This window comes from Desulfatibacillum aliphaticivorans DSM 15576 (assembly GCF_000429905.1).
GTDB lineage: Bacteria > Desulfobacterota > Desulfobacteria > Desulfobacterales > Desulfatibacillaceae > Desulfatibacillum > Desulfatibacillum aliphaticivorans.
In genome coordinates, this window is sequence record NZ_AUCT01000003.1 from 1 (window position 1) to 22,092 (window position 22,092).

Sequence of the window (22,092 nt, forward strand, 5' to 3'; positions counted from 1 at the left end):
AAGCGGCCCTCGCGAACCTTGATCAGCACCTCCCCTTCCTTGATGCACTGGGGCGGCACATAGGCCCGGGACAGGAAGTACCCGTTCTCTTTGTAGAACCGGGTCACCTCGTCCGTCACTTCCTTGAGGGCGCTCACCTCCATGGTCTGGCCCACGTACGGCGCCACCACCTCCTGGAGATCCTGGTCCGCGAAAACCCGCTGACCCTCAAAACAGATCTTGGATAAACGGAACGTCACACCTTCCCCGCCCTTGAACACCGCGCTCTGTTCGTCCTGAACGCTGATCTCGGGCAGCCGGGAATGAGCGGGGATTTCCCGCTCTTTGAGCGATCTCTCCACTGCACCGGGCATGCCGCTATCCGGCACAACGGATTCTTCGGGCTCTTGTCCAGCCCAGGTTACCGCGGCCATTGCCAGCCACAATATAACCTGCCCCAAAATGATGGTGTGCTTCACAGTCTTCCTCACCGCGGCCTCCTCTGTATAGACGATCTGCAATAAATATAAAGCATAAGCAAAACTACGGGCGCTGTTTCAAAATCCACCAAAAACTGGAAAATGACTAAAAAGAACAAACTGTTAAGAATACGAGCGGCAATAGGAGTGAAAAAAGACGCCCGATTAAAAATAATGGGCGCAGGGGTGATCTGGGGCGTTTGCCCCTCAAGGATGCAAAACAACGAGACGCCGTCTTGCAGAGGGATGGGATTACGTGGGACTCGCATACAGTTCAGCACTTTCAGCCGACAGACTCAAAAAAAGCAGCTTCCGCAATAACTTTAGCTGTAAAAAGCGCAATACGACGCATTTCTCCTTATAAAGCGAAAATGCGGCTATTGGTGGTGCTCTGTGCTTTTTTGCGAAAAAATATACAACTAGTATATAAGTAAAAGCGAAACATAGATATGAATTGGATCACATATTAAATGTGATCCAATTCATATATAGTCGCTTATAAGAACTGTATAAGACCGGAACATATTCACATATTTAACACATTGATCATAGCAGAAAAATAGTGCAGTCCATTTCCTTTAGTGGAGAATATCTCAGTTACTTGTGCGCTTCTGTACTTCAATGCCCGAAAAAGGTCAAGTTAAAATTAAAGATTTGGGCGCCAAAGCCCTTGAATATTTAAATATTTACGTTTAACAGAATTAAACTGTCCCAGAACCTCTGATAGCGGCTTGTTGACGATTCGGGAGGTGCTGTGATAGATGTTTTGCGCTATTGCAATACGGATGCGGACCACACCGCCGGAAACTATTTTTTCAAAGAAAGGCAGCCTAGTGCAAATAGATTGTCCAAGATGCCAGGCCCCCATTGACGTCAATGACCTTGAAGAAAACGCTTACTGCAAAAACTGCGGCGCAGCCCTGGCCATAGAGATGGGAGGCGCCGGCTTCGCTTTGGTTTCCTCCGGCAAAGAAGAGGAGGACGTCCCCATAATTCCTGAAGAGGAACAGGAGCCGGACCCCATTCACGACCGGGTATTGTCCGACCATACCAAATGGCGGGTGGGCGCCGTGTTTACCGCCTTGTTCGGCCTGACGGTTCTGGGATGCGCGGTTTATTCCGCCATTCGCGAGTACTCGGAAAAAGGCATGTGGGGGTTGACCCGAGGAAACGAGGCGGTCTTTTTATGGGTGATCATTGCCATCAGCGCATTTATGCTTGTTGGCGCCGGGATCGTGTATCTGATATCCCGGTCCGAGACGAAAAAATATCTTAAAACCTTAGAGGCCAAAAAAATGGGAGCCAAGTCGTGACAAGACATTTTCCCAATGCGACGACAGCAGTGCTGATTCTGTTATGTCTAATTTCCGGGATGGGGACGGCCCAAGCCAAAAGCGGCAAAGGCTCCTCGGTTTATCTGACGGATACTTTCAGAAAATGGCAGGCGGGCCATCAAAAGGTCTGCGACCTGATGGGACAATACAAATTTGAAGAGGCGCTGAAGGAATCCAAACCCTTGCTGGGTTACCTGGCTGAACTGAAACTGACCGACGGCAAGGAAATGTTTGAAACGTGCAACAATCTGGGCGCCATTCACTTGCATTTGAAGGATTTTCAGGAAGCCCACAACCTATTTTGGACGGCCATGAAAATCGGAACCCAGGTATACGGGTCAGACAGCATCCAAGTCGGCTTTGTGTTTAAAAACCTCTCCATGTTATACGGAGAGCGCGCCGACCTGATTTTTCTGAAGCATAGGGATGAGTTGGGCGGCTCCCAAAACCAGGCGCCTCAAAAAAAATAGTCTTTTTCAAGCCATTTGAAGATTGTGAAAGAACCTTTATGACAGAAAACGGCAAGCCTTTGGAAAACCCGCCGGACCCCGATTCAAAATCCTCCTCCGAAATAGCGGAAGGCCCGGTCCAGTCCCCTTTGAATATGGTGACTCCCGTAACCGTACATCAAAATTGGGAAGAAGCCTATCGGATTGACCAGGAACAGGACCCAAAACATATTGATTTTAAAGAATATGCGGACGGAAGGGTCGTCATTTCCAAAGAATCCATGGAAGTCATCCAAAGAAAGCTGAACGCGGCCGCCAAACTCAAGAAACGGCATTTAAAAGTCCTGAAAGTGCATGAGCAGTTGCTTGCAGAGCATGAAGGCCTGCTGCACGCCCAGGAACAGGCCCCTGCCGCTCCGACTTCCGAAACGGCCAATCTGCCCGTTCCCGTGAGCGCTCCGGCCGCCATGGAAAAGGCGATTGTCCGCATGGATAAAATCCTCCTCGCCATGGCGCGCTGCAAATGGTACGAGTTCCAGCGCAGGAAGGATTTGCTTATTGCCATGAAAAAGACCCTGAACTATATGAAGCGTCGGATTTAGCCCGCGCTGAAACGGGTTAGGCCGAACAACCGAACATGTTATAAACGGCGAGGAATTCCCTTTGTTTAAAAAATTCAAGGAAAAATTTGGAGCCCCCAAAGCGGACAAATCCATGGTCTGGAAAGAATCCAACCAGGAGCTTGTGGATTTGATCAAAAACCGCAAGGCGGAAGAGGCCCTGGACGTCGGCCAGAAACTGGTGGATTTTGTGGACAGAAAATTTCCCAAAGACGCGCCGGAAAAGGCCACGACCTATAACAACGTGGGCATGGCCCTGCTGTTGAACTCGGACTTCTCCCTTGCTGAGGAATGCTTCCGGGAAGCCCTGGCCATGCGTATACGAATTTTTGGGGAAGAGCACCGGGAAGTGGCCGTGGTCTACATGAACCTGGCCCAGATGTACAAGGTCCGGGCCCAGCAGATCCTTTCCAAATTCCACGAAAAAACCACGGCTTAACAGACCATCCATAATCCGGCGGCTCCCCAAAAGGGAAGCCGCCGGAACGCAAACTACAAGACAATTAATGCATCGGCCGCCACAGGCTTGCCGTCCATGATCAGAATGGGATTGAGGTCGATTTCCTTGATTTCAGGAAAATCCATGGCCAGATAGCCCAAATTCACTAGCATGGAAGCCAAAGCCTCGCGATCCACGGCGCCCATATTCCTGAAATCGTCCAGCAAGACGCTGGACTTCAAGGAGTCGATCATAGCCAATGCTTCCGCCTGGGTCATGGGGGCCAAGCGCAGGGAGAAGTCCTTCAAAGCCTCCGCCAACACGCCGCCCATGCCGAACAGAACGCAGGGGGGATAGCCCTCAAAACGGGTTATCCCGGCCATGAACTCCCTTTGTACGGGCAGCATTTTTCCCACGATTACCGGAACTCCCGGAGCCCCTTCCTGGATGGCGTCGTAAGCCTCCGCCGCTTCCTGGGGATTGCCCAGATTCAGCTTGACCAGCCCCTTTTCCGTTTTATGAAGAATATCCGGGGAGCAGGCCTTGATCACCACGGGATACCCGAGGGATTCCGCGGCCTGGACGGCATCATCCCGGCTGGAGGCCAGGCTTTCCGGGCTGACGGGTATGCCGTAATCCGCCAGAATTCGCTTGGCCTGGAACTCGTCCAGGGGGCCTTTGGCCTGGGCCAGAATGGAAGCCGTATTTTTTCCCAAGCCCTGGGGCTTTTCCGCCTTGGAATAGGGACGGGTCTTGATCAGATGATGCTTGTACAAGCAGCCCATGGAAAAAGCGGCTTTTTCCGGGGAGGAAAAGACAGGAATAAAGTTGTCCATCATCACGTTGCGGGCGTTGTCCTCGTCCCCCATGAAAGAGCCGACCAAAACGGGCTTGCCGTATTTTTCCTTAAGCTGCAAAAAGCTGGTCAGATCGCTTTTTGTCAGCTTGACCATATCCTCTTCGGAGACGCCCAAGGCCTTTCCCAGAGTGCCGGCGGTCACCTTGGCCCAACCCGTATCCATGATCCCGTGGATAAGCAAACCGTCCACTTCATCGCATTCCAGAAGAATCTGGGGAATGATCTGTGACAAGGGCTTGGAATCCACAATAAAGGTCAGGTCCACAGGGTTCTTGGGGCTCGCCGTGGGCGGGATGACAGCCCGGATTTTGTCCTGCACATCATCGGGAAGCTCCTCCACCACCAGACCCTGCCGGTCCGCCGTATCGCACATGCCCGAACCAGGCCCGCCCGAGTGGGTCAAAACCGCCACCCGGTTCCCCTTGATGCTGGGCTGAGTGGCCAGGACGTGACCAACCTTGTACACGTCCTCGATGCTGTGGACTCGAATCACTCCAGCCTGTTCAAAGAGCCCGTTGTACAAAAAGTCCGGCCCTGCAATGGAGCCCGTGTGCGACAGGCCGCTTTTGGCGCCCGCCTTGCTGCCGCCCACATACTGGGCCACAATGGGCTTGACCCGGCTGACTTCCCTGGCGACCTCCAAAAATCTGCCGGGATCGGACAAAGCTTCGATATACAGGCCGATGGCCTTGGTCTTGGGATCTTCGCCCAGATACTCCAGGCAATCCACAATGTTGATGTTGGCTTCGTTGCCCACGCTCATGGCCTGGTTGAGCCGCACACCCCTGTATTTCAGATAGGTCAGGGTCTGGGCCAGATAGGTGCCGCTCTGGGACGCGATACTCAAAAACCCGGGTTTGTCCTGAAAAGGCGTCACGGTGGCGTTGAACGGATATTGGGAGTTGAACACCCCCATGCAATTGGGCCCCAGAAACCGAATGCCATGCTTGTCCGCGGTTTCCAGAAGCTGTTTTTCCAGAACCTTTCCGTCTGCGCCCATTTCCCTAAAACCGGCGCTGATAATGATGGCGTGCTTTGTCCCCAGCTTACCGAATTCGTCCAGCATATTTATGACAAGCCCCGTGGGAACCACCAATACAGCCAGCTCCGGCGTGTCGGGCAGACTGGAAATGGAGGGATATGCCTTTACTCCAAAAATTTCTTCGTGCTTGGGATGCACCGGAATCGCCGTTCCGGGAAACCCGCAATGCAAGATGTTCAAAAACTGCATGGACCCCATTTTCATGGGATTGGCGCTGGCGCCCACAATAGCCACGGACTTGGGCGCCATGATGGTGTGCAACGGATTACGACTGGTATTCAACGATTCTCCTCCTTTTAAAAATCCCCCTGAACCTGATTGCTGAAACAAATCTTGGGCGAACCGCTTGTTCGCAACCAAACGAGTGATCGTTCGGTTTGTATCATAGGGCGCAAGAGCCTGTAAAACACTGTCACATTTTGACGATCGTCCAAAATAAGACTTTTAAAAAGCAAGTAATTGGTGTTCTTCATAATTCCGAAAAATCAGGAATGATAAAAAATTTTTACACAGCACCCGTCCCCCGGCGTCCTCGTGGAAAATTGAGGCAAAACGGGGTTTGGGGCCGCACGGGGGCCGGTCCATGAAGGGTCCGCAGGCCGTTAAAGCCAGCAAAATTTTTTTCAGGAAATCAGGATTGGACGGCGCTGCAAAGCAGGGGGTCTTTCAGGCAGGCGGCGTATTTTTTTCGGACGGTTTTAAGAAAATCGTGCATTTCAGGCTCGGCGTAGTCCGGGTAGGTCCAGGGGAGGTTTTGAAAGTCCCCTTTGGTGTAGATGAGGGTGAGGTCCGCGTAAATGCCCCAGGCAAGGTAAACCCTGTGGGTGAAGTTCTTGCCCGTGGCCAGGATGAATCGCTCCATGACCAAATAGCCGGGGTCGATGTTCACCTTTCTGGAGTCGTTTTCGGCGAAAGCCGCTTCTATCTTGTTGGTCGCCAGCTTGATTTCAGGCAGGTCATCCTGGGCGATAAGCTCCGCGAAGGCGAACATGCGGCGATATAGCGGTCCGCCCATTTCCGGCTCGTAATAGCCGGTGTGATGAAAGGAAAACCATGGGCTCATCATGTCCACCGGGCCGAACCGGTCGGTCAATTCCTTGAGGATAGGATCGGCCAGGGACTTATCCGCAGTAAAAATGCCGATGACCAGCTTGGCCCGGCTTGGGAGAGTGGGTTTGCTCACGGCGCGTCCTATTCCTCCAGGGCTTTGGCCTCGCTGATCAGCATGATGGGGATTTCGTCCCGGATTTCATAGACCAGCTTGCAGGGCCTGCAAATCAGGCCGTTTTCCTGCTCATTAAGTTCTAGTTTGCCCTTACACTTGGGACAGGCTAAAATTTCCAGAAAATCTTTTTTAACGGGCATGTTCGCCTCCTGAATATTGACTTCCGGGCCGCTTCCCGGAATTAATGGGCTATAATCCTATGCAATTTGCCTGGTTTTGTTGTATAAGGCGCCTCCAGGATGAAAAAAGCAGCGGACAAAACGCCGCTCCAAAATAACCCCCAAAGGACTTGATATGGCCCCTCATTACTTCATAATCCGCTGGTCCGGCATGGGCGACATCGTCATGAGCCTGCCGGCCCTCGCCTTTCTCAAGGAAAAGCAGCCTGACTGCCGCATCACCTATCTGACCGACGTCCCGTTCATGGCCATTCCGCTCATGTCCGGGCTGGTGGACCACGTGGCCCCCCTGGACAGACGGGGTTTCGCCAAGCCCGGCCGCATCAGCGGCGCTCTGGGCGGTGCAGCCAGCATAATCTCCCAATTGAGGAAAGACAAGCCGGATATCGCCTTTGACCTGCAGGGCTTTGGAGAAACCGCCGTTCTGGCCTGGCTTTCGGGCGCGCCGATTCGGGTAGGACGTATCAAAAAATCCGGCCCGCGTAAATGGATTTACACCCAAAACATCGACGCAGACTGGGGAACGGATCATCGCAGCGAATTTTTCGTCAAAGCGGCGGCCCAGGGATTGGGCCTGCCGGCCCCCGTCCACTTTGACGGGCCTAGGCTGGAAATCCCGGGGCTGGAGCAAAAAAAGGGCCTTGTCTGTTTGAACATGGGGGCGTCCACGAAATCCCGCAGATGGAGCGAGAAGAATTTCATCGCTCTGGGGAAAAGCCTGTCCCAAAAGGGATACGCCATCCGCCTGCTTTTAGGCCCCCAGGAAACCCATATTCTGGATGCAGCCAAAGGGGCGGCCGGGGAATTCGGATGGGAGCTTGCCATGCCGGAGAGCATGGAGGATCTGGCCAAAGCCTGCGGAGAAGCCAGCCTCATGGTTTCCAACGACACCGGTCCGGGGCATCTGGCTGCGGCTCTTGGGGTGTCGGTAATCACCCTTTACTCCACGGGAGATCCGGACAACGTAGGGCCCCAAGCGCCCCGAACCGCCTGGTTCCGGGACCGCGAAGACATCAACCGCATCGCCCCCGGCGGCGTGGAACTGGCCTGCCTGAATTTTTTGGAGTGAGCCTAAACGCTCTCTTTTTCCGTAAAGTAAAAAAGTCTTGAAATGACACCCAAAATGTATATACTTTAATTAAGGATAGGTATGGGTGAATGAAAATTCGCGAATGTTTTAAATTCCTTAGTTCGAAAGGATTTTTTTATGACTAGTAAATCGCAACATATAGTGAAAAATCCTAGTGGTGGATGGGCTGTTAAACGCAGTGGTTCATCTAGAGTTACCAAGGTTTACCTCAATAAAAAGGAGGCAATCGAGCGTGGACGCGCGATAGCAAAGAACCAAAAATCGGAACTATATATACATGGAGTAGATGGAAAAGTATTAGAAAAGGATAGTTATATAATGGACGCCGAAAAATAAAAATCCACTGAGCAGATGGATAATATGGAGAATAGCGAATTCAACAAAAATGTGTTTATCAACTGCCCTTTTGACAATGATTTTAGGCTATTACTAATAGGGATAATTTTTACTGTAGTTTACTTCGAGTTTAAACCAAGATTGGCTTTGGAAAGCGCTGATTCCGGTGAGACGAGAATTAGCAAGATTTTAAAACTAATCAATGATTCAAAATTTGGAATTCACGATTTATCAAGAATATTGTCTTCCCAAGAAAATGAGTATTTCCGGATGAATATGCCTTTTGAGTTGGGCATTGACTATGGATGCAAAAGATTAAAAGAAGGCATCTGGTCTGGAAAAAAGATTTTAATTTTAGAAAAGGAAAGATACCGCTTTCAAAAAGCCATATCAGATTTATCCGGCTCAGATATTAAAAGCCATAATGATGAAGTATCTAAAGTTGTTTTTGCAGTCAGAGATTGGTTTATCACCGAGGAGTTGAAAAGGGGAGATAGTGGCAAAAGGGTTTGGGATGAGTATAATGACTTTCAAGCCTATTTGTATGATCAGGTAGTCGAAAAGGATGGACACACGACGATAGATGAAGTTCAAATAATAGAAATAATACATTATATTAACGAATGGTTTGGCGTCTCGCATTAGAAATACTCGCTGCAGCAAGAGTATAATCTGACTTGATACGAACTCCCTAATTTAAGGCGCTACCTGGATCTCAACACCCTACAACTCCGGCAAGCCGCCCATTTTTTTACGGGCGCGTTCGGGGATGTCCTTGATGCGCCAACGGCGGTGCACCCACAGCCACTGGGTGGGATCTTTTCGGATGGCGTCTTCCATGACCTTGTTGAACATGGCGGTGTTGGCTTCCACGTCCTTGCCGATGTTGCCGGTCCTGATGAGGGTCAGGGCCGGAAGGAACTCCACATCGTACAGGCCGTCGGGCTGTTTGCGGGAAAAAGCCGGGATGACTGTGGCTCCGTGGCGTATGGCGAAGATAGCCAACCCTTTGTTGGTGCAGCAAATCCTGTCGTAAAAAGGCACGTACACGCCTTCGTACCAGGAGGCGTTCTGATCCAGCAGAATGCCCACCGCCTGTTTGTTTTTCAACAATCCGGCCACGGCGTTCGCGCTTTTATCCTTGTCAAGCACCACGTTGCCGGTATGAGACCGCATTTCCGTCAAAACCCTGTCAGCCGGGGCCAAATCCAGGGGCCTGACCATCACATGAATGGGAATTCCAACCCTTTGGGCCGCTGATATGGCCATCAACTCCCAGTTGCCGTAATGGGCCGTCAGGAACACAAGGCTTTTGTCCTGGCGCAGGGCTTTGTATACATGGTTCAGCCCGGAAAACCGGACGAAGCTCTTGAGATTCGTGGAATCCAACTTGAACAGATGGGGAAGTTCCAGCATAACGCTTGCCAGATGAATGAAAGTATCCTGGCCGATCTGACGGATTTCCTCGGTTGATTTCTCCTTGCCGTAGGCGTGGGTCAGGTTGTCCATGGCGATGTCGCGATGGCGTTTATCCAGTTTGAACCACAGCCGCCCCAAAGCCCGGGAGACGGGCTTGATCCACGGCCGGGGCATGAGGGCCAGGAAGCGTACTATAATCTTGATCAGGGTGTAAATCAGGTTGTCTATGGCGGGATGGAACTCGCGTTCTTTCATAATGTTCTCTATTATCAAAGGCCGGATTTCGGCTCTTATGAAGCGTTTTTATTGTTTGGGCATTCCTTGGCGCCAGACAGAACCAAAAAGAATGCGAACAGGGCGTGGTACCAGCTATGGTAAATGTTGAAGCCTGTAAGCCCGATTACCAGCAGCACGATGGGCCAGGCTGGCAGGCCGTTTCTCCAACCTTTGGGATTGGCGTAAATCAGCCGGCAGGCGCGGCACATAAGCCACCCGAACGCCGCCAGCCCCAAAATCCCGGTGCAGGCGCCGATCATCAAAAACAGGTTGTGGGCGTGGGTTTGCTCCACGTTAAAATAAACGCGGCCGTCCGGCGCTTCCCAGGGGGGAACCAGACCCGAGGCTGAAATCCTGGCGAAGGCGTCCTGGAACGAGCCGACGCCCGCTCCAACGACCGGATGCTCCTTCCAGATTTCCACGGCCACCTGCCAGATGACCCAGCGGTCGTACATGCTTTCCATGTTCCACCACTCGCCCAGGTAAAAGGCGACCCCCAGCAGGGAGAATATGCCGGCGGCGATCAGTCCGACTTTTTTAAAGCCGAACTTCCGGCCCTGCCCGTAAAATACGATGAACACGCATCCCGCCAGCGCGGCCAGGACCACGGTTCTCACCTGGGTCTGGACAATCTGGCCAAAGGCGATGGCTGCGATGAGCAGAAGAATCGCCGCGCGTTTTTTGTTTTGCAGAATATTTTTATCGCCCAAAGCCCATCCGGCGAAAAACACGCACGCATAGGCGCATAAGCCGGAGTAGCGGGCGGCTTCCTTGAGCTTGCCGGTGTAGCGTTCCAGGGAGCGGGCGAACATGTCCACGCCGATGGTGTAGGCAAGGATGGTGTTGAACGCAGCGAAGAGAACTCCTGCGGCAAGCCCCGCAATGAGGTAAGGCCCTACAGGCCTTCGATTGGATACATCCAGCATAGCCAGGCCGAACAGGAAGAAGCGGACAAAAGCGATGTCGTGCATTATGCCTTTGGAGCCGGCTCCGTTGACCATGAGGCTGATGAGGATGGCGCCGAACCAAAACATCCACGGCGCGGTGAGAGGATTGTCAGCAACCCTCTCCATGGTTTTGTCCCTGGCGACAATGGAGCGAAGAATCCAGGCGACGCCGGCCAAGGCGACAAAGGCCTCAAAGCCCACGTTGCCGATGACTATTCCCACGGGAACGAGGGCGCCGGCCCACAGGCAGAAGAGATCGCACCCGTTTTCGAATTTTTCTCTCAAAGCATCCAAACCTGATCCTATTTTTTGGTCCCCCCCGGCAATACGCGATCCAGAATAATCCTGAGCATATCGCGCATTTTATCATCCCCAAAATACCGGTCGAACAACTCCCGGGTTTTAAGGCCCCGCTCCGGCAAATCCTGAGGTTCGGCGATCCACTCCCGCACCTTGTCCGCCAGGGCCCGTTCGTTCCCCCTTTCGACCCAACCGACCACCGGGCTTTGTCCAAGATTGTCTGCGTAAGCGGCGGCCTGCTGCGTTATCAGCGGCCTGGCCACGGCCATGGCTTCGAAAATCTTGTTGGGAATCACAAAGTCGGTTTTTCGGGTGACGCCGAAAATTCCCAGAAGTATATGCATGTTTCCCATGCGTTCCGGTAGGGTTTCATACTTCACCCAGCCGGTAAATTCAATATTATTTAGGCCTTTGGCCAATTGTTCGGCTTCGGGCTTGTCATCCCCCTCTCCGATCAGGGTCCATTTGACGGGAAGATCCTGGCACAAACGGGCCGCCTTCACGATCACGTCCGTGCCCATGGACGGCTGAAAGCTGCCCACAAACCCAACTTCAAAGGGAGGGCCTGGCTGAGGAGACGGTTGAGGCGTGAAGAATTTTGTATAGGCCCCGTTGTATAGCACTCCCAATTTTTCTTCAGGCACGCCCATTTCGTCCCGCACAAAATCCGCGTAGGCCGAATTTTCGAGAACAATCAGGTCCGCCTGTTTGAACAGCCCCGCCTCCCATTTCAAAAGGCGCTGGGCGCGCCGGGAATCCGGAGAAAACTTGCCTCGTTCGTAAACCTGCTTCTGGTATGAGGAGGTCAGGGGATCGCTGACAACCGGGACGTTCCATTTTTTCCCAAAATGGATGGCCGAAGCCATGTCGCGCTGGCGAAAGCAGGGAAGCCAGATGAGGTCGGGCTTTTTCAATTTGGCGAAATAGGCCTGGATCAAGCCCAATTCGCTGCCCACGGCAGGATAGAAGTACTCGCAGCCCCAGCCTAATTCCCCGAACAGCCGGGCGATGGTCCGGTTGCGCGAATAGTTTTTGTCCCCTCTTCCCCACCACAATACAGTCGGCATATTCCAGTTTGCGGGCTATTCGCCGTTTTTGACGATTTTGCCGCTTTCCCCTAGTCTTTCTATGATTTTGCCAAGCACGAGCTCCGGCGTCAACGACCTCATGCAGGCGTGTTTCTTGCCGGGCGGACATTCGGGCTTGAAGCACTGGCTGCATTCCAGGTCCGATTTGATGACATTGGCGATCTGTCCGAAGCCGTGGCTCCAACGATAGTTCGTGGGGCCGAAAAATGCAAACACAGGTATTCCCGCCTGGGAAAAAAGGTGCATGGGCGCGGAATCGTTGCTGACGGCGAACAAAGCCTCCCTGGCCAGGATGTAAAGCTGGCGCAGACTCAACACGCCGGTGGCGTTCACTCCCGCGTTTTCCGTAATGTACCGGTTAAGGTCCTGCTCTACGTGCGATCCGGTAACCACGCAGGGAATGCCGAAAAGCTCAAACATTTCCACAAGCTGAGCGAAGTTCTCCCTGGGCCAACGTTTGGAAAGCCATTCCGGGCTGCTGCCTGCGTGAACCACGGCAAAGCGCTTCTCCTCCAATTCGTGCAAGGACATAAACCGCTCTGCGGCCTGAATGTCCTCCGCGCTGGTGTACAAAGGCCCTGGCTGGGTCGCGGGAGGAATCCCCCCGGCCTCCAGGGTCATATTCAGCCTTTGGGATACATTTTGCTTGATGGTCCGCACCCACTTGCCGGGCGCGCTTTTGGTGTAGGCCGGGTTGGGCTGGGTGCCGATGCGTTCCGGGCACTTGGACCATTTGCAAATCCGATGGCTCACTTTGTTGCCCTGGAGGTCGAAAATCCGGTCGAACTCCATGGACCGCACCCATTGAATGGTGGGCAGCACGCCCTCTTTCCCGAAAAAGGAGTCCCGATTGATGGTCTTCACCCGAAAAAAGGGATGATGCAGAAAAAGGCCCTTGGCCTCCGGGCTGGTAAGCAGCCAGATTTCGCCGCCTGCGTAGGTCCGGCAGATTTGCTCCATATGGGGAAGGGCCGCTACGACGTCTCCCAAAGCGGTCATTTTTATGACCAAAATCCGTCTCATAGGCCCCTGCCCTTTTCCTCAAGCAATTCGTGATACACGTCCAAAGTCCGGCTGCACATTTTGGTTGCGGTAAAGTTCTCCCACACCCAGGATTTAGCCCGGGCGCCCATTCCCACCCGCAGTTCAGAGTTCGCCAGGGCCTCTCGCAGGGCCTGGGCCATTTGCTCCGGGCTTTCATGGCTCACCAGCCAACCGGTCTCGCCGGGCAGGACCGTCTCCAGGCTGCCGCCGTGGGCCGTGGCAATGACGGGCAGGCCCATGGCCTGGGCTTCCACAGCCACCCGGCCGAAGGCTTCCGGCTCCAGGGACGCGGAAACCGCTATGTCGGCGTTCATCAAGGCGGCAGGCATGTCGCTGCAATGGCCGGGAAAAAGCACCTTGCCTTCCAGGCCGCATTTTTTAACCAAATCAGACAGCGTTTTGGAATAGTCGGGATTGTCCTCCACGTCCCCGACGCAGACCGCGATAAAATCCTGGTCCTTGACCAGGGACAGGGCTTCGATAAACAGCTTATGCCCTTTCCAGCCCGTAATCCGGGCGGGAAGCATAATTATCGGAGCATTTGTTTTATCCAAGCCCCAGGCCTTTTTCAAAGCCTCCGCTCTATCCTGGGAGACCGCCTCCGGATTGAAATAATCCGGGTCGAATCCTCGATGAATCACGCGAATCTTGGAAGGATCGGCCCCGTAATTCTCTTTGATATGATCGGCGATGAAATTGGATATGGCGATAACCCGCTCGCCCCGAGCCATTATCCCGGAGAAAAAATGTACGGAGTAAAATCCGTGAAACGTGGTGATAATAGCCGGACGTTTGGCTTTGGGTATGGATTTAGCCGCAAGATACCCCACCCAGGCGGGCACGCGGGACCGCAGGTGCAGCACATCCACGTTTTCTTTGAGCAAAAGGGACCGCACGGGCGCGAGATATTTCAACAGGGAGGGATTTTTATCCCCCACCCGCATCTCAACATGCTCGGTCCCGGCCTCCACAAGTTGGGGGACAAGGCGGCCGCCGCCGGAAATCACAATGGACCGATGCCCCTGGCTGACCAGATAAGCGCCCGTTTCCAGGGTTCCGCGCTCCACCCCTCCGGCTTCCAGTTCGGGAAGCATTTGTACTATAGTAAGAGATCCGGACGCCATCGCTTTAATATCTCCCTGGCGGCACGGCCGGCTTCGTCCAACGCCCGGCGCTTTTCCCAGGTTTGTTTGTCATGAAAAAAATCGTCAAAGGATAATACCCATTTTTCCTTGTACAGCCTGTCCAGACCCCGGGCGATCTTCCCCGAGGGGTTCTTCCATGTAACCGGAATCACGCCGACCTTGCAGCCGGCGCTCAGGGCTTCGTAGGTCATGGATACGCTGTCGGCCGTCACCCAGCACATATCCGCCTGATTGTACTGTTCTTCTATCCAGCCCGGACCTGTATCACGGGCATTGAAAAAGGTGCAGTTGGGCATGACGTCCTGCATTTGCAGGAGCTTTGCCAGCATATCCTCCGGCGTTCGGAAGGACGAAGTGACGGTCCAGTGAATGTCCGGAGAGGCTTTTATTATTTCCATTGACTTGGCAAGGACGTCATCCGAATTCCACACATGATTTTTTTCGTCCACGCCTCCGATTGCCAGCAAGCCCTTGTCAGGCTCATGCCCGCCCAAGTCCCTGGCCGTGTTGGGCGGCCCTAAAGTTTCAAAGAGGTTGGGCTTGTCGCTCGGGTTATCATGGGCCGGGACGAAGCACAGGTCAAAATGCTTGACCAACAAAGAGCTTGGAGTCATGCATGTGGCCGCCGGCGCCTGACAGGCCCGTTTGTATTGCAGCATGGGCAGGTGGGTGTGTGTTCCCGTCCCGATTATCAAATCCGGCGGATACACGGAGGACCGGCATCCATCGGGAATGCGGGAGCGGCCCGCAAACCATGACGCCCATTGTCCGGCCTGTGAAGGAATGCCGGGAATGGGGACGTTCACTTCCGTGACCATAATGTCCGCTATAGTATCCAAGGCTTCCAGGATGCCCCGGGTCTGTTTAAGATGTCCGGGGCGGTCGTCCAAAAAAGCCGTTATGCGCAATTTATGCATACAAGTTCCCTGCCTTTTACAATCAAAGGCGGTTGATTCTCGGGCTTCCATACCATTACCCGGTTGATTCATCAACAGCGCGGAAAAAGGTTAATCCCTTTCCTTGCGGTAATAAGGCAGCAAAGATGCAACGTCCCGATCCAGCACCCCTTCGATCACGCATTTTTCGTCCCCGTCCATGACCAGCTCGGTTTCCACCTGCCAGTTGAGGTTAATAAACTCATTTATTGTTGCCTGGTTCAAATAGTCGTCTATTTTGTGGATTATCTCGCACCGCACCTCGCTGGACTGCCTGGGGAAGGGTTTGCTGCAGCGAGACGCCCATGTTGTCCTCAAGGGGAATTTTTTGGGTAACGACTTCCCGGTTGTTCTCCAGGTCAAACAAGACCAGACGAAGACTTGTTGCGTCCCGGCGTTTATTGAAGCGAATGCTCACACTGTGGGACCTGCCCGAGCCCAGATTGCTTTCAAAGGGAATGACGCTGGTTTGGTATTGCGTGTGCGCCGGAAGTCCTATCTGATAAACCCGGATTTCCATCCTGCCTCTTGTCAAAGAGCGATTGGGGTCCGTGTTTTGAAAGGTCAGGTACCAGTACCACTGCCCGTCCTGGTCTTTGGCGGTGAAGGATAGAATTTCAAGGGACAAGGGCGTTTTGGCCATGGACAGGCTTTTATTGATCTTGAAAGGCAGGGCGGGCTGTCCGGCCAGCGCCTGCGAGGCAACGAACAGGGACACGAACAATACGATTTGGAAAAGCCTCCGGGAAGTTCTCATATCAAGTCCTTTCGCGATATTTTTTCGATCCGGCGTCTTCCAAGAATAGGCGCACGGCGCGCTTGCCATCCACTTTTTGTTGCAGTCAGCTTACATCCAGGCGGTTTAGGATTTTTTCTGCACGCCTCCGCCACTCCTCAAAAGCCTCGGGGTCGTAAGTTTTTGGGAAATTTTTATAATGTCTTGTGATGATGGGAATCTTCGCCCCATGCTTTACAAAGCCGATCAGGGTTCCTAATACGGGCAGGGCTTTCATAAAAAGCCCCAGGCCTTGCAGGGGCGCCACACTAAAGGGCCGGGCGTCGTGCACGTTCTTGAACTGCCTGGGGTCTATGAGCTTGCGGCGTACAAGCTCCTGCACTTCCTGCTCCGTAAAGGTGGTTAGCACCCGGTGGGCTACGTAATATCCGGCGAAAATGGCGCCCAGGCCGGTTTGAAAAGCCGCATTATATCCCCACAGATGCTCTTTAGTAGGCTCCAGACCGGCGTTCAGGGCTTTTGCGATTGTCCATCCGCATTGGGCGCCGGCGACCATGGAAGGGGTCGTTCCCGACCCGTTGGCCGGGGAAGCCATAAAGGCGGCGTCTCCCACTATGGCAATGCCGTTATCCACCAGGTTGTCCAGGGGATTGCGCATGGGGATGGCCCTGCCCCCGCCGTAAATGCGCTCCGTGCAGAATCCCAGGCGATTGTCCTTAAAATCGTCAATAAGCTCCCGCGGGGACAGTACGTCCGGATTTTGGGGTTTGCACCCGGCCAGCAAAGCCATGATTTCCTGATCCAGGTCCAGTTGATACATGAAGGTGGAAAAGGAGCCGCCGCCGGGCACGCCCACGTAAAAGACCATCTCATTGGGGGTGAGGATGCCCTCGTCCACCATTTTCCGGGCAGGCCCCGGCTTGATCTTCCACAACTCCTGGATGGCGTGCACCCGATCGTCGGGGCGGCAGGAAAAATTGAAGTCGCAAAAAGCCGGAATCTTTTCCAAAATGGGAGAAAAAGCGCCGCAGGCCGCCACCGTGACTTTAGCCGGGATTTCCCGGGGAGCGCCGTCAGCCTCAACAATCACACCGGTTACGGCCTTGCCGTTATTCAAAAAATCGATGATTGTGGCGCCGAATTGAAATTCCACGCCCGCCTCGCGGCATAATCGCACCAGCCGTTTTTGATACAGGGACACCTTTAAGGCGTAGTTGGGAATGTTTTCCATAACGATGGTTGCGTCGCCGTTGCTGGAGTTGGCTCGCATGTTGCGATGGACCGGAAAGGCCAGCTCCTCGGGCAAGGGCTTGGGAAGGTCGTATTTGTCAAAGGGGTGGAGGTCCAGGTCGTTCAGCCAGGTATTGCCGTGGCAGTCTTCCGGATTTTTCTCCAAAACCAATACGCCCAGGCCCTCCTGGGCCATTTTCAGGGCGGCGATCAGGCCGCCGGTTCCCGCGCCTATAACCACTGTGTCCGGGTTCATTATTCTCCAATCTGCAATTTTGATTTCAGAAAGTCTTCAAACTTTTGGGCCTGCTCAAACTCCAGGGCGATTTCCAGGGCGTACAAATCCAGGCCGTGGGCGTCCCATCCTGTAAGCCGGACCAAGTCCTTTTCCGTGGTGATCAGGGCCTTGACATCCGCCTTGATGGCGGTCTCCACAATGATGTTCCTATCGCGCAGTGTGTATGCGTGATGATCCGGAAAAGACAGGCGCTCCAGCACCGCAACGCCCAAGGAAGACAGGCTGTCAAAAAAACCCTGATTATCCGCAATGCCCGCAAACGCCGCAACTTTTTTGCCTTTCAAATCGTCCAGGGAATGCCGGACGATTTTCGGGCCACTCGTCCCTTTTTGGGGAAAATACTCTAAAAAACCTTTGGGCTTATGCGTGCAGGAAAAAACCGGCTTGCCCTGCGGCAGCGCGGCTTGGCCGGCGCCCCTGTCCGCCCGGGTTCTGATGACTGCGTCGGCCCTGGCCGCGAATTCAACAGGCTCCCGCAGCACGCCCCGGGGAAAAACATGACCGTTTCCGAAGGGGGCCTGGGAGTCCACCAGCAACAGATTCAGATCGCGATCAATGGCAAGGCGGCTGAACGCGTCGTCCAAAATTAAAATCCGGGTTCCGAACTGGGACGCGCATAAATTAGCGGACTTGACCCGATCCCCGCCCACAACCACGGGAACGCCGGGCAATTTGACGGCCATCAGCCAGGGTTCATCTCCCGCTTCAGCCGGGGTGAGCAAAATGTCCTTGCCGTCCGACGCCGCACCGCCCTGCTTTTGCATGGTCCCGCCGTAGCCCCGGCTGGCAATGGCGACGTTCAGCCCCCAATCATTAAATAAACGAGCCAAATAAATGGCCATGGGCGTCTTGCCCGTTCCGCCGACGGTAATATTGCCGACGGAAACCACCATGCAGGGCGCCTTGCCCGTCTTGAAAAAGCCTTTTTGGTACAACTTATACCGCAATCGCATGACCAGGCCGTATACCAGGGAGACAAGACGCAATACCGCGCCCGTCAGGCCCATATTTTCATCAGGGCCGGATCGCATGACCGTTTCTATCCGCCGCCGCAGGCTACTCATGGTTTTCAATAAACTCCCGAACCAGATTCAGGTTCCTTTGTAAGGCGCCTCGATTCCGGCGAATGACTTCCAGGGCGTTTGCGCCTATCTTGACGCCTCGGGCGGGGTCGTTCAGCAACGCATCCACCGTCTGAGCCAGTTCCTGAGAGTCCTTAACCTGAATCGCCCCGCCCTGGTTCAGCAATCGGACCGTCATATCAGGGAAGTCCCCCATGTCCGGCCCGAATAAAACAGGCTTGCCGAACACAGCCGGCTCCAGGGGATTATGCCCGCCAAAGGGCAGCAGGCTGCCGCCCACAAAGCAGATATCGCCGCGGGAATACAACGCGGCCAGCACGCCCATTTGATCCACAACTACTGCATCGGCCTTTTCCGGCTGTTGGGAGTACAAAGCCGCATCCAGGCCGTTTCGTAATAAAATATCCCGCACCTCCCCCGCCCTTTTGGGGTCCCGGGGGGCGATAATCATGGCCAGGCCGTGCTCCTTCTTCCAGGCCTTCAATAAACCGGCCAGAATCTCCTCCTCGCCCGGATGGGTGGATCCGGCGACCATTACCGGACCGGAAAAATCAGGCAGCATTTCCAAAGGCGAAAGGTCCGGCGCCGAAGGCCGGTCGAATTTCAGGTTGCCCGCGACCGCCATGGTTTCCGGGCGTACGCCAATGTTCAGGAATCGTTCTCCTTCCTCTTTGGATTGCGCGCCAACCTTGTCAAAACACCGGAACACGGGCTTCATTAAAAAGCCCAAATTCCGGTATCCCTTATACGAAGAATCGGAAAGCCGTCCGTTGGCCAGAATCAAGGGGACGCCCCGCTGTTTGCACTGAAAAATGAAGTTAGGCCACAGGTCCGACTCCACCAGGATGAACATGCAGGGATCGACTTGATCCAGGGCTTTGGAAACGCACCAGGGCAGGTCGTAAGGATAATACACCACGCCGGCGACGCTGCCCTGCAACTGCGCCCGGGCGTTTTCGTAGCCGGTTTTGGTGGAGGCGGAGACGATTATATCTTTTTCAGGATAGGCTCGGGCCAAAGCCAAAACCAAAGGGACGGCCGCATTGATTTCGCCGACGGAAAGGCCGTGCACCCAAATGGGTTTGCGGCATTTGGGGTATGCCTGAAAGCCCAGCCTGGGCCCCATGGTCGCCCGCCGCTTTTCTTTGAGCGCCGCCAGCATCAGGCCAATAGGAAGAAACAAAATCGCACCCAGGCAGAGCGCCAGATTGTAAACGGCTTTCACCATATTTCATCCAAAAAAATCAGGCGAGTTCGTAAATAAAAACAGCCGCAAGCACCGCAAATACTGCATTCGCCGTCCAGGCTGAAAAAATCGGGGAGTACATGCCAGCGTAGCCAAGGGAGAGACACAGGCTGTGCACCACCCAATAGGCGAAGGCCAGGCCCATACCCATGACAATGTTGACGGCCAAGCCCTCCCCCCTTTTTCCACGAAGCGCCATGGCGCCGCCCAACACGGACATGATCAGGCAAACCAGCGGAAAGGATATTTTGGAGGCCAGATCCACCCGAAACCGGACGGCTTTGTATCCTTCGGACTCAATTTTATGGATGTGCTCCTTCAACTGCACCAGGGACATTTCATCCGACCTTTTGACCCTGTCATGCAGTTGATCGGCCGTAAAATCCATTTCCACCTTCAATTCCTTGTGCTGCCTGATATCGGAAGCCCTGCCGCTCACAGACTCCATGGCGTTGCGCAGAGTCCAGACGGTTCCGGAAATGGTTGCATCATCAGCGTCAATCCGTTTAATCAGCTTAAAGGACGGATCGTAATAATTCAAGGTGATATCCCTGGCCGTGTGGGTTTCCGGGATGTATTTATCCACCCTGCCGATCAGCCCGTTGCGGTGAAACCAGGTCGTCCTGGTTCCCACGTCCCCTTCCTTGCGAACGTCCTGATACCAAATCTGGTTGGCCTCGGCCGCCGCGGCCGGGACGATTATTTCATTAAAGGCGAACAAAAACAGACTGGCAATGACGCCCATGACCGCTATGGGCTTGAGCAGGGAAAAACTGCTGCCTCCGCCGCTGGCGTAGGCGATGATTTCGTTATGCTTGGCCATGAGTCCGATCACCACCATGGCGGAAAGCAAAACGCCCACCGGCAGCACCTGGGCCGCCACATAGGGGATGCGCAGCAGAAAAAAATAACCCACTGTCAGCAAAGGAATTTTGGCGGCCATGAAATCATCGATTTTTTCAAAAAAATCCACAGCCACATAGATCACCACCACGGCGAACAGGATGGTCAGCAGGTTCTTGAAAAGCGCCCTGGCTATGTATTTTGAAATAATCTTCATGACTTTGCCGCGGCCTCTTTTCCGCCGCCCCATTTTCCGGACAGGATGCGAGCCTTGTTTTGAAACCAGGCAAAAAGGGCCACAGGCCGATCCTTGGCCATGCGCACCAGGGAAAAGCCCCCCATGGCGCCAATGACTAAATTGGGAACCCACATGCCGATCATAGGCGGATACTTGCCGGCCTCGCCGAACACCCAACCTGCGGACAGCAACAGATAATACAGCAGAAACAAGCCCAGCCCCAAGGCCACGCCAAAGGAGCGGCGCGCCGACCGGGATACGATGCCCAAAGGAACGGCTGCCAGCCCCAGGACGATGCACGAAAACGGAATGGAAAACTTTTTATGTACTTCCAGCAGGGCCAGATAATACCTGTCGTCCTTTTTGTTGTAGCGTTTAACGAATGTCAGCAACTCCTTGAAATACATTTCCTCCTCATCTTTTTCGCCGTCCCGGGCTCCCAGGGCGGTCCCAAGATTGAGGTTGAAGTCGTAGCTGTCAAAATCCACCGTAAACATGGATTGATTCTTCCGGTCCGCACGCACAATGACCCCGTCGTTCAAACGAAGCTGCCAGATGTCGTCGCCGTCGCTGGGGATGATCCGGCCCGTGGAGGCCATGATGGTGCTGGAAAGCTCCCTGTCCCTGCGGTCTTCGATGAAAACGTGGTGCAAAGTCCTGGACTCCACGTCCACGGACCCCACGTAGAGGACCACGTTTTTGAAGGTTCGCTCGAAAGATCGCTCCTTCAGGCCGATTTCCACGTTCTGCCGGGCCACGTCGATGAGCAGCTCCTTGGCCGCCATCCGCCCCCAGGGCAGTCCTATAAAAGACATGGACGCCGTCAGCAAGGCCGCGGCCGTACAAAAGGCCAAAACAGGCGGCAGCAGGCTGTACAGGCTCCATCCGGCGGCTTTCAGGGCGGTGATTTCGTTGTCCGACGACATGCGCAAAAAGGTGAGCAGCACGGCCATCATGGTGGACATGGGGATGACGAAAATCAGAAAAAAGGGCATGGAATACATAAGAAGCATCATGACATGCCCCAGCCCCACCCTAAAATTTACAACATAATCGGTAAGTTGCAACATCCGAGTCATGAGAAAGATCAGGGCGAAAACCAAGAGGGTCACCCCAAAGGGGGGGAGCATTTCTCCCAGCATGTATTTAAAGACAATGTGTTTTTTTCTCACCCTAAACCTGATTTCAGTTTAATGTTCATGCCCTTATCCCTCAAAACCAAAAAAATTGCAAA

Annotated in this window: 24 protein-coding genes; 7 read left to right on the plus strand and 17 right to left on the minus strand. The window is 53.9% G+C overall.

Going from position 1 to position 22,092, the window contains the following annotated elements; genetic code table 11:
* Nucleotides 1–470 (minus strand): POTRA domain-containing protein (locus tag G491_RS29385; protein WP_035217764.1); only part of this gene is annotated, 470 nt, incomplete at its 3' end.
* A gap of 821 nt (nucleotides 471–1,291) precedes the next feature.
* Here G491_RS29385 and G491_RS0104290 point away from each other — a divergent pair.
* The 4 genes from G491_RS0104290 (at nucleotide 1,292) to G491_RS0104305 (ending at nucleotide 3,300) form a co-directional block, all read left to right on the plus strand.
* Nucleotides 1,292–1,771 carry a zinc ribbon domain-containing protein gene (locus G491_RS0104290; protein ID WP_028313705.1) on the plus strand — a complete coding sequence of 160 codons (480 nt, stop codon included), beginning with the start codon at nucleotides 1,292–1,294 and terminating at the stop codon, nucleotides 1,769–1,771.
* Nucleotides 1,768–2,262 carry a tetratricopeptide repeat protein gene (locus tag G491_RS0104295; RefSeq protein ID WP_012609518.1) on the plus strand — a complete coding sequence of 165 codons (495 nt, stop codon included), beginning with the start codon at nucleotides 1,768–1,770 and terminating at the stop codon, nucleotides 2,260–2,262. The genes G491_RS0104290 and G491_RS0104295 overlap by 4 nt, the downstream gene beginning before the upstream one ends.
* A gap of 38 nt (nucleotides 2,263–2,300) precedes the next feature.
* The gene (locus G491_RS0104300) at nucleotides 2,301–2,843 is read left to right on the plus strand and encodes a hypothetical protein (protein WP_012609517.1); all 543 of its coding nucleotides are present in this window, start codon (nucleotides 2,301–2,303) and stop codon (nucleotides 2,841–2,843) included.
* Between the two features lie 61 nt (nucleotides 2,844–2,904).
* On the plus strand, nucleotides 2,905–3,300 hold the full coding sequence (locus tag G491_RS0104305) for a tetratricopeptide repeat protein (protein WP_012609516.1): 396 nt from the start codon (nucleotides 2,905–2,907) through the stop codon (nucleotides 3,298–3,300).
* Nucleotides 3,301–3,353: 53 nt separating this feature from the next.
* Here G491_RS0104305 and G491_RS0104310 read toward each other — a convergent pair whose 3' ends face one another.
* The 3 genes from G491_RS0104310 to G491_RS34850 form a co-directional block, all read right to left on the minus strand.
* Nucleotides 3,354–5,483: an acetate--CoA ligase family protein gene (locus G491_RS0104310; protein WP_028313707.1), complete on the minus strand. Its 2,130-nt coding sequence runs from the start codon at nucleotides 5,481–5,483 to the stop codon at nucleotides 3,354–3,356.
* A 349-nt stretch (nucleotides 5,484–5,832) separates the two neighbouring features.
* The gene (locus G491_RS0104315; protein ID WP_028313708.1) at nucleotides 5,833–6,384 is read right to left on the minus strand and encodes a DUF4416 family protein; all 552 of its coding nucleotides are present in this window, start codon (nucleotides 6,382–6,384) and stop codon (nucleotides 5,833–5,835) included.
* Between the two features lie 8 nt (nucleotides 6,385–6,392).
* Nucleotides 6,393–6,566 carry a Trm112 family protein gene (locus tag G491_RS34850; protein ID WP_084511301.1) on the minus strand — a complete coding sequence of 58 codons (174 nt, stop codon included), beginning with the start codon at nucleotides 6,564–6,566 and terminating at the stop codon, nucleotides 6,393–6,395.
* Between the two features lie 154 nt (nucleotides 6,567–6,720).
* Between G491_RS34850 and G491_RS0104325 the strand changes: the two genes are divergently transcribed.
* The 3 genes from G491_RS0104325 (at nucleotide 6,721) to G491_RS0104335 (ending at nucleotide 8,676) form a co-directional block, all read left to right on the plus strand.
* Entirely contained in the window at nucleotides 6,721–7,674 is a 954-nt protein-coding gene (locus tag G491_RS0104325) for a glycosyltransferase family 9 protein (RefSeq protein ID WP_028313709.1), read from the plus strand.
* 138 nt (nucleotides 7,675–7,812) lie between these two features.
* On the plus strand, nucleotides 7,813–8,031 hold the full coding sequence (locus tag G491_RS0104330) for a DUF2188 domain-containing protein (RefSeq protein WP_028313710.1): 219 nt from the start codon (nucleotides 7,813–7,815) through the stop codon (nucleotides 8,029–8,031).
* A 24-nt stretch (nucleotides 8,032–8,055) separates the two neighbouring features.
* A complete protein-coding gene (locus G491_RS0104335) occupies nucleotides 8,056–8,676 on the plus strand; it encodes a hypothetical protein (RefSeq protein WP_028313711.1) in 621 nt (206 codons plus the stop codon).
* A 78-nt stretch (nucleotides 8,677–8,754) separates the two neighbouring features.
* Here the strand turns inward: G491_RS0104335 and G491_RS0104340 are convergent, their stop codons facing one another.
* The 13 genes from G491_RS0104340 to lptF form a co-directional block, all read right to left on the minus strand.
* Nucleotides 8,755–9,705 (minus strand): lysophospholipid acyltransferase family protein, encoded by a 951-nt coding sequence (locus G491_RS0104340; protein ID WP_028313712.1) that lies wholly within the window; start codon nucleotides 9,703–9,705, stop codon nucleotides 8,755–8,757.
* A 35-nt stretch (nucleotides 9,706–9,740) separates the two neighbouring features.
* A complete protein-coding gene (locus G491_RS0104345) occupies nucleotides 9,741–10,967 on the minus strand; it encodes an O-antigen ligase family protein (protein WP_028313713.1) in 1,227 nt (408 codons plus the stop codon).
* An 8-nt stretch (nucleotides 10,968–10,975) separates the two neighbouring features.
* Nucleotides 10,976–12,040, minus strand: a complete 1,065-nt coding sequence (locus G491_RS0104350) for a glycosyltransferase (protein ID WP_084511303.1) — start codon at nucleotides 12,038–12,040, stop codon at nucleotides 10,976–10,978.
* Nucleotides 12,041–12,055: 15 nt separating this feature from the next.
* Nucleotides 12,056–13,084, minus strand: a complete 1,029-nt coding sequence (locus G491_RS0104355) for a glycosyltransferase family 9 protein (protein ID WP_028313715.1) — start codon at nucleotides 13,082–13,084, stop codon at nucleotides 12,056–12,058.
* Nucleotides 13,081–14,229, minus strand: coding sequence for a glycosyltransferase family 4 protein (locus G491_RS0104360; RefSeq protein ID WP_028313716.1), 1,149 nt, complete (start codon nucleotides 14,227–14,229; stop codon nucleotides 13,081–13,083). The genes G491_RS0104355 and G491_RS0104360 overlap by 4 nt, the downstream gene beginning before the upstream one ends.
* On the minus strand, nucleotides 14,205–15,167 hold the full coding sequence (locus G491_RS29390; protein WP_051327027.1) for a mitochondrial fission ELM1 family protein: 963 nt from the start codon (nucleotides 15,165–15,167) through the stop codon (nucleotides 14,205–14,207). Before G491_RS29390 ends, G491_RS0104360 begins: the two co-directional genes overlap by 25 nt.
* A 90-nt stretch (nucleotides 15,168–15,257) precedes the next feature.
* A complete protein-coding gene (locus G491_RS35300; RefSeq protein WP_157467969.1) occupies nucleotides 15,258–15,410 on the minus strand; it encodes a hypothetical protein in 153 nt (50 codons plus the stop codon).
* Nucleotides 15,388–15,942 carry a hypothetical protein gene (locus tag G491_RS0104375; protein ID WP_028313717.1) on the minus strand — a complete coding sequence of 185 codons (555 nt, stop codon included), beginning with the start codon at nucleotides 15,940–15,942 and terminating at the stop codon, nucleotides 15,388–15,390. Before G491_RS0104375 ends, G491_RS35300 begins: the two co-directional genes overlap by 23 nt.
* A gap of 85 nt (nucleotides 15,943–16,027) precedes the next feature.
* The gene (locus G491_RS0104380) at nucleotides 16,028–17,407 is read right to left on the minus strand and encodes an NAD(P)/FAD-dependent oxidoreductase (protein WP_028313718.1); all 1,380 of its coding nucleotides are present in this window, start codon (nucleotides 17,405–17,407) and stop codon (nucleotides 16,028–16,030) included.
* A complete protein-coding gene (gene lpxK / locus G491_RS29395; protein ID WP_051327028.1) occupies nucleotides 17,407–18,513 on the minus strand; it encodes a tetraacyldisaccharide 4'-kinase in 1,107 nt (368 codons plus the stop codon). The genes G491_RS0104380 and lpxK overlap by 1 nt, the downstream gene beginning before the upstream one ends.
* Nucleotides 18,506–19,759, minus strand: coding sequence for a 3-deoxy-D-manno-octulosonic acid transferase (locus G491_RS0104390; RefSeq protein WP_028313719.1), 1,254 nt, complete (start codon nucleotides 19,757–19,759; stop codon nucleotides 18,506–18,508). Before G491_RS0104390 ends, lpxK begins: the two co-directional genes overlap by 8 nt.
* Nucleotides 19,760–19,775: 16 nt before the next feature.
* Nucleotides 19,776–20,837, minus strand: a complete 1,062-nt coding sequence (lptG, locus tag G491_RS0104395) for an LPS export ABC transporter permease LptG (protein WP_028313720.1) — start codon at nucleotides 20,835–20,837, stop codon at nucleotides 19,776–19,778.
* The gene (gene lptF, locus G491_RS0104400; protein ID WP_028313721.1) at nucleotides 20,834–22,030 is read right to left on the minus strand and encodes an LPS export ABC transporter permease LptF; all 1,197 of its coding nucleotides are present in this window, start codon (nucleotides 22,028–22,030) and stop codon (nucleotides 20,834–20,836) included. Before lptF ends, lptG begins: the two co-directional genes overlap by 4 nt.
* Between the last annotated feature and the right edge of the window lie 62 nt (nucleotides 22,031–22,092).

What these genes read in the sequence shown, in the direction of transcription:
- G491_RS0104335 (WP_028313711.1), top strand. Translation starts at nt 8,056, where the DNA reads ATGGAGAATAGCGAATTCAACAAAAATGTGTTTATCAACTGCCCTTTT.
- G491_RS0104340 (WP_028313712.1), bottom strand. Translation starts at nt 9,705, where the DNA reads ATGAAAGAACGCGAGTTCCATCCCGCCATAGACAACCTGATTTACACC.
- G491_RS0104300 (WP_012609517.1), top strand. Translation starts at nt 2,301, where the DNA reads ATGACAGAAAACGGCAAGCCTTTGGAAAACCCGCCGGACCCCGATTCA.
- lptG (WP_028313720.1), bottom strand. Translation starts at nt 20,837, where the DNA reads ATGAAGATTATTTCAAAATACATAGCCAGGGCGCTTTTCAAGAACCTG.
- G491_RS0104360 (WP_028313716.1), bottom strand. Translation starts at nt 14,229, where the DNA reads ATGGCGTCCGGATCTCTTACTATAGTACAAATGCTTCCCGAACTGGAA.
- G491_RS34850 (WP_084511301.1), bottom strand. Translation starts at nt 6,566, where the DNA reads ATGCCCGTTAAAAAAGATTTTCTGGAAATTTTAGCCTGTCCCAAGTGT.
- lpxK (WP_051327028.1), bottom strand. Translation starts at nt 18,513, where the DNA reads ATGAGTAGCCTGCGGCGGCGGATAGAAACGGTCATGCGATCCGGCCCT.
- G491_RS0104325 (WP_028313709.1), top strand. Translation starts at nt 6,721, where the DNA reads ATGGCCCCTCATTACTTCATAATCCGCTGGTCCGGCATGGGCGACATC.
- G491_RS0104330 (WP_028313710.1), top strand. Translation starts at nt 7,813, where the DNA reads ATGACTAGTAAATCGCAACATATAGTGAAAAATCCTAGTGGTGGATGG.
- G491_RS0104350 (WP_084511303.1), bottom strand. Translation starts at nt 12,040, where the DNA reads ATGCCGACTGTATTGTGGTGGGGAAGAGGGGACAAAAACTATTCGCGC.
- G491_RS0104375 (WP_028313717.1), bottom strand. Translation starts at nt 15,942, where the DNA reads ATGAGAACTTCCCGGAGGCTTTTCCAAATCGTATTGTTCGTGTCCCTG.
- G491_RS29390 (WP_051327027.1), bottom strand. Translation starts at nt 15,167, where the DNA reads ATGCATAAATTGCGCATAACGGCTTTTTTGGACGACCGCCCCGGACAT.
- G491_RS0104355 (WP_028313715.1), bottom strand. Translation starts at nt 13,084, where the DNA reads ATGAGACGGATTTTGGTCATAAAAATGACCGCTTTGGGAGACGTCGTA.
- G491_RS0104390 (WP_028313719.1), bottom strand. Translation starts at nt 19,759, where the DNA reads ATGGTGAAAGCCGTTTACAATCTGGCGCTCTGCCTGGGTGCGATTTTG.
- G491_RS0104380 (WP_028313718.1), bottom strand. Translation starts at nt 17,407, where the DNA reads ATGAACCCGGACACAGTGGTTATAGGCGCGGGAACCGGCGGCCTGATC.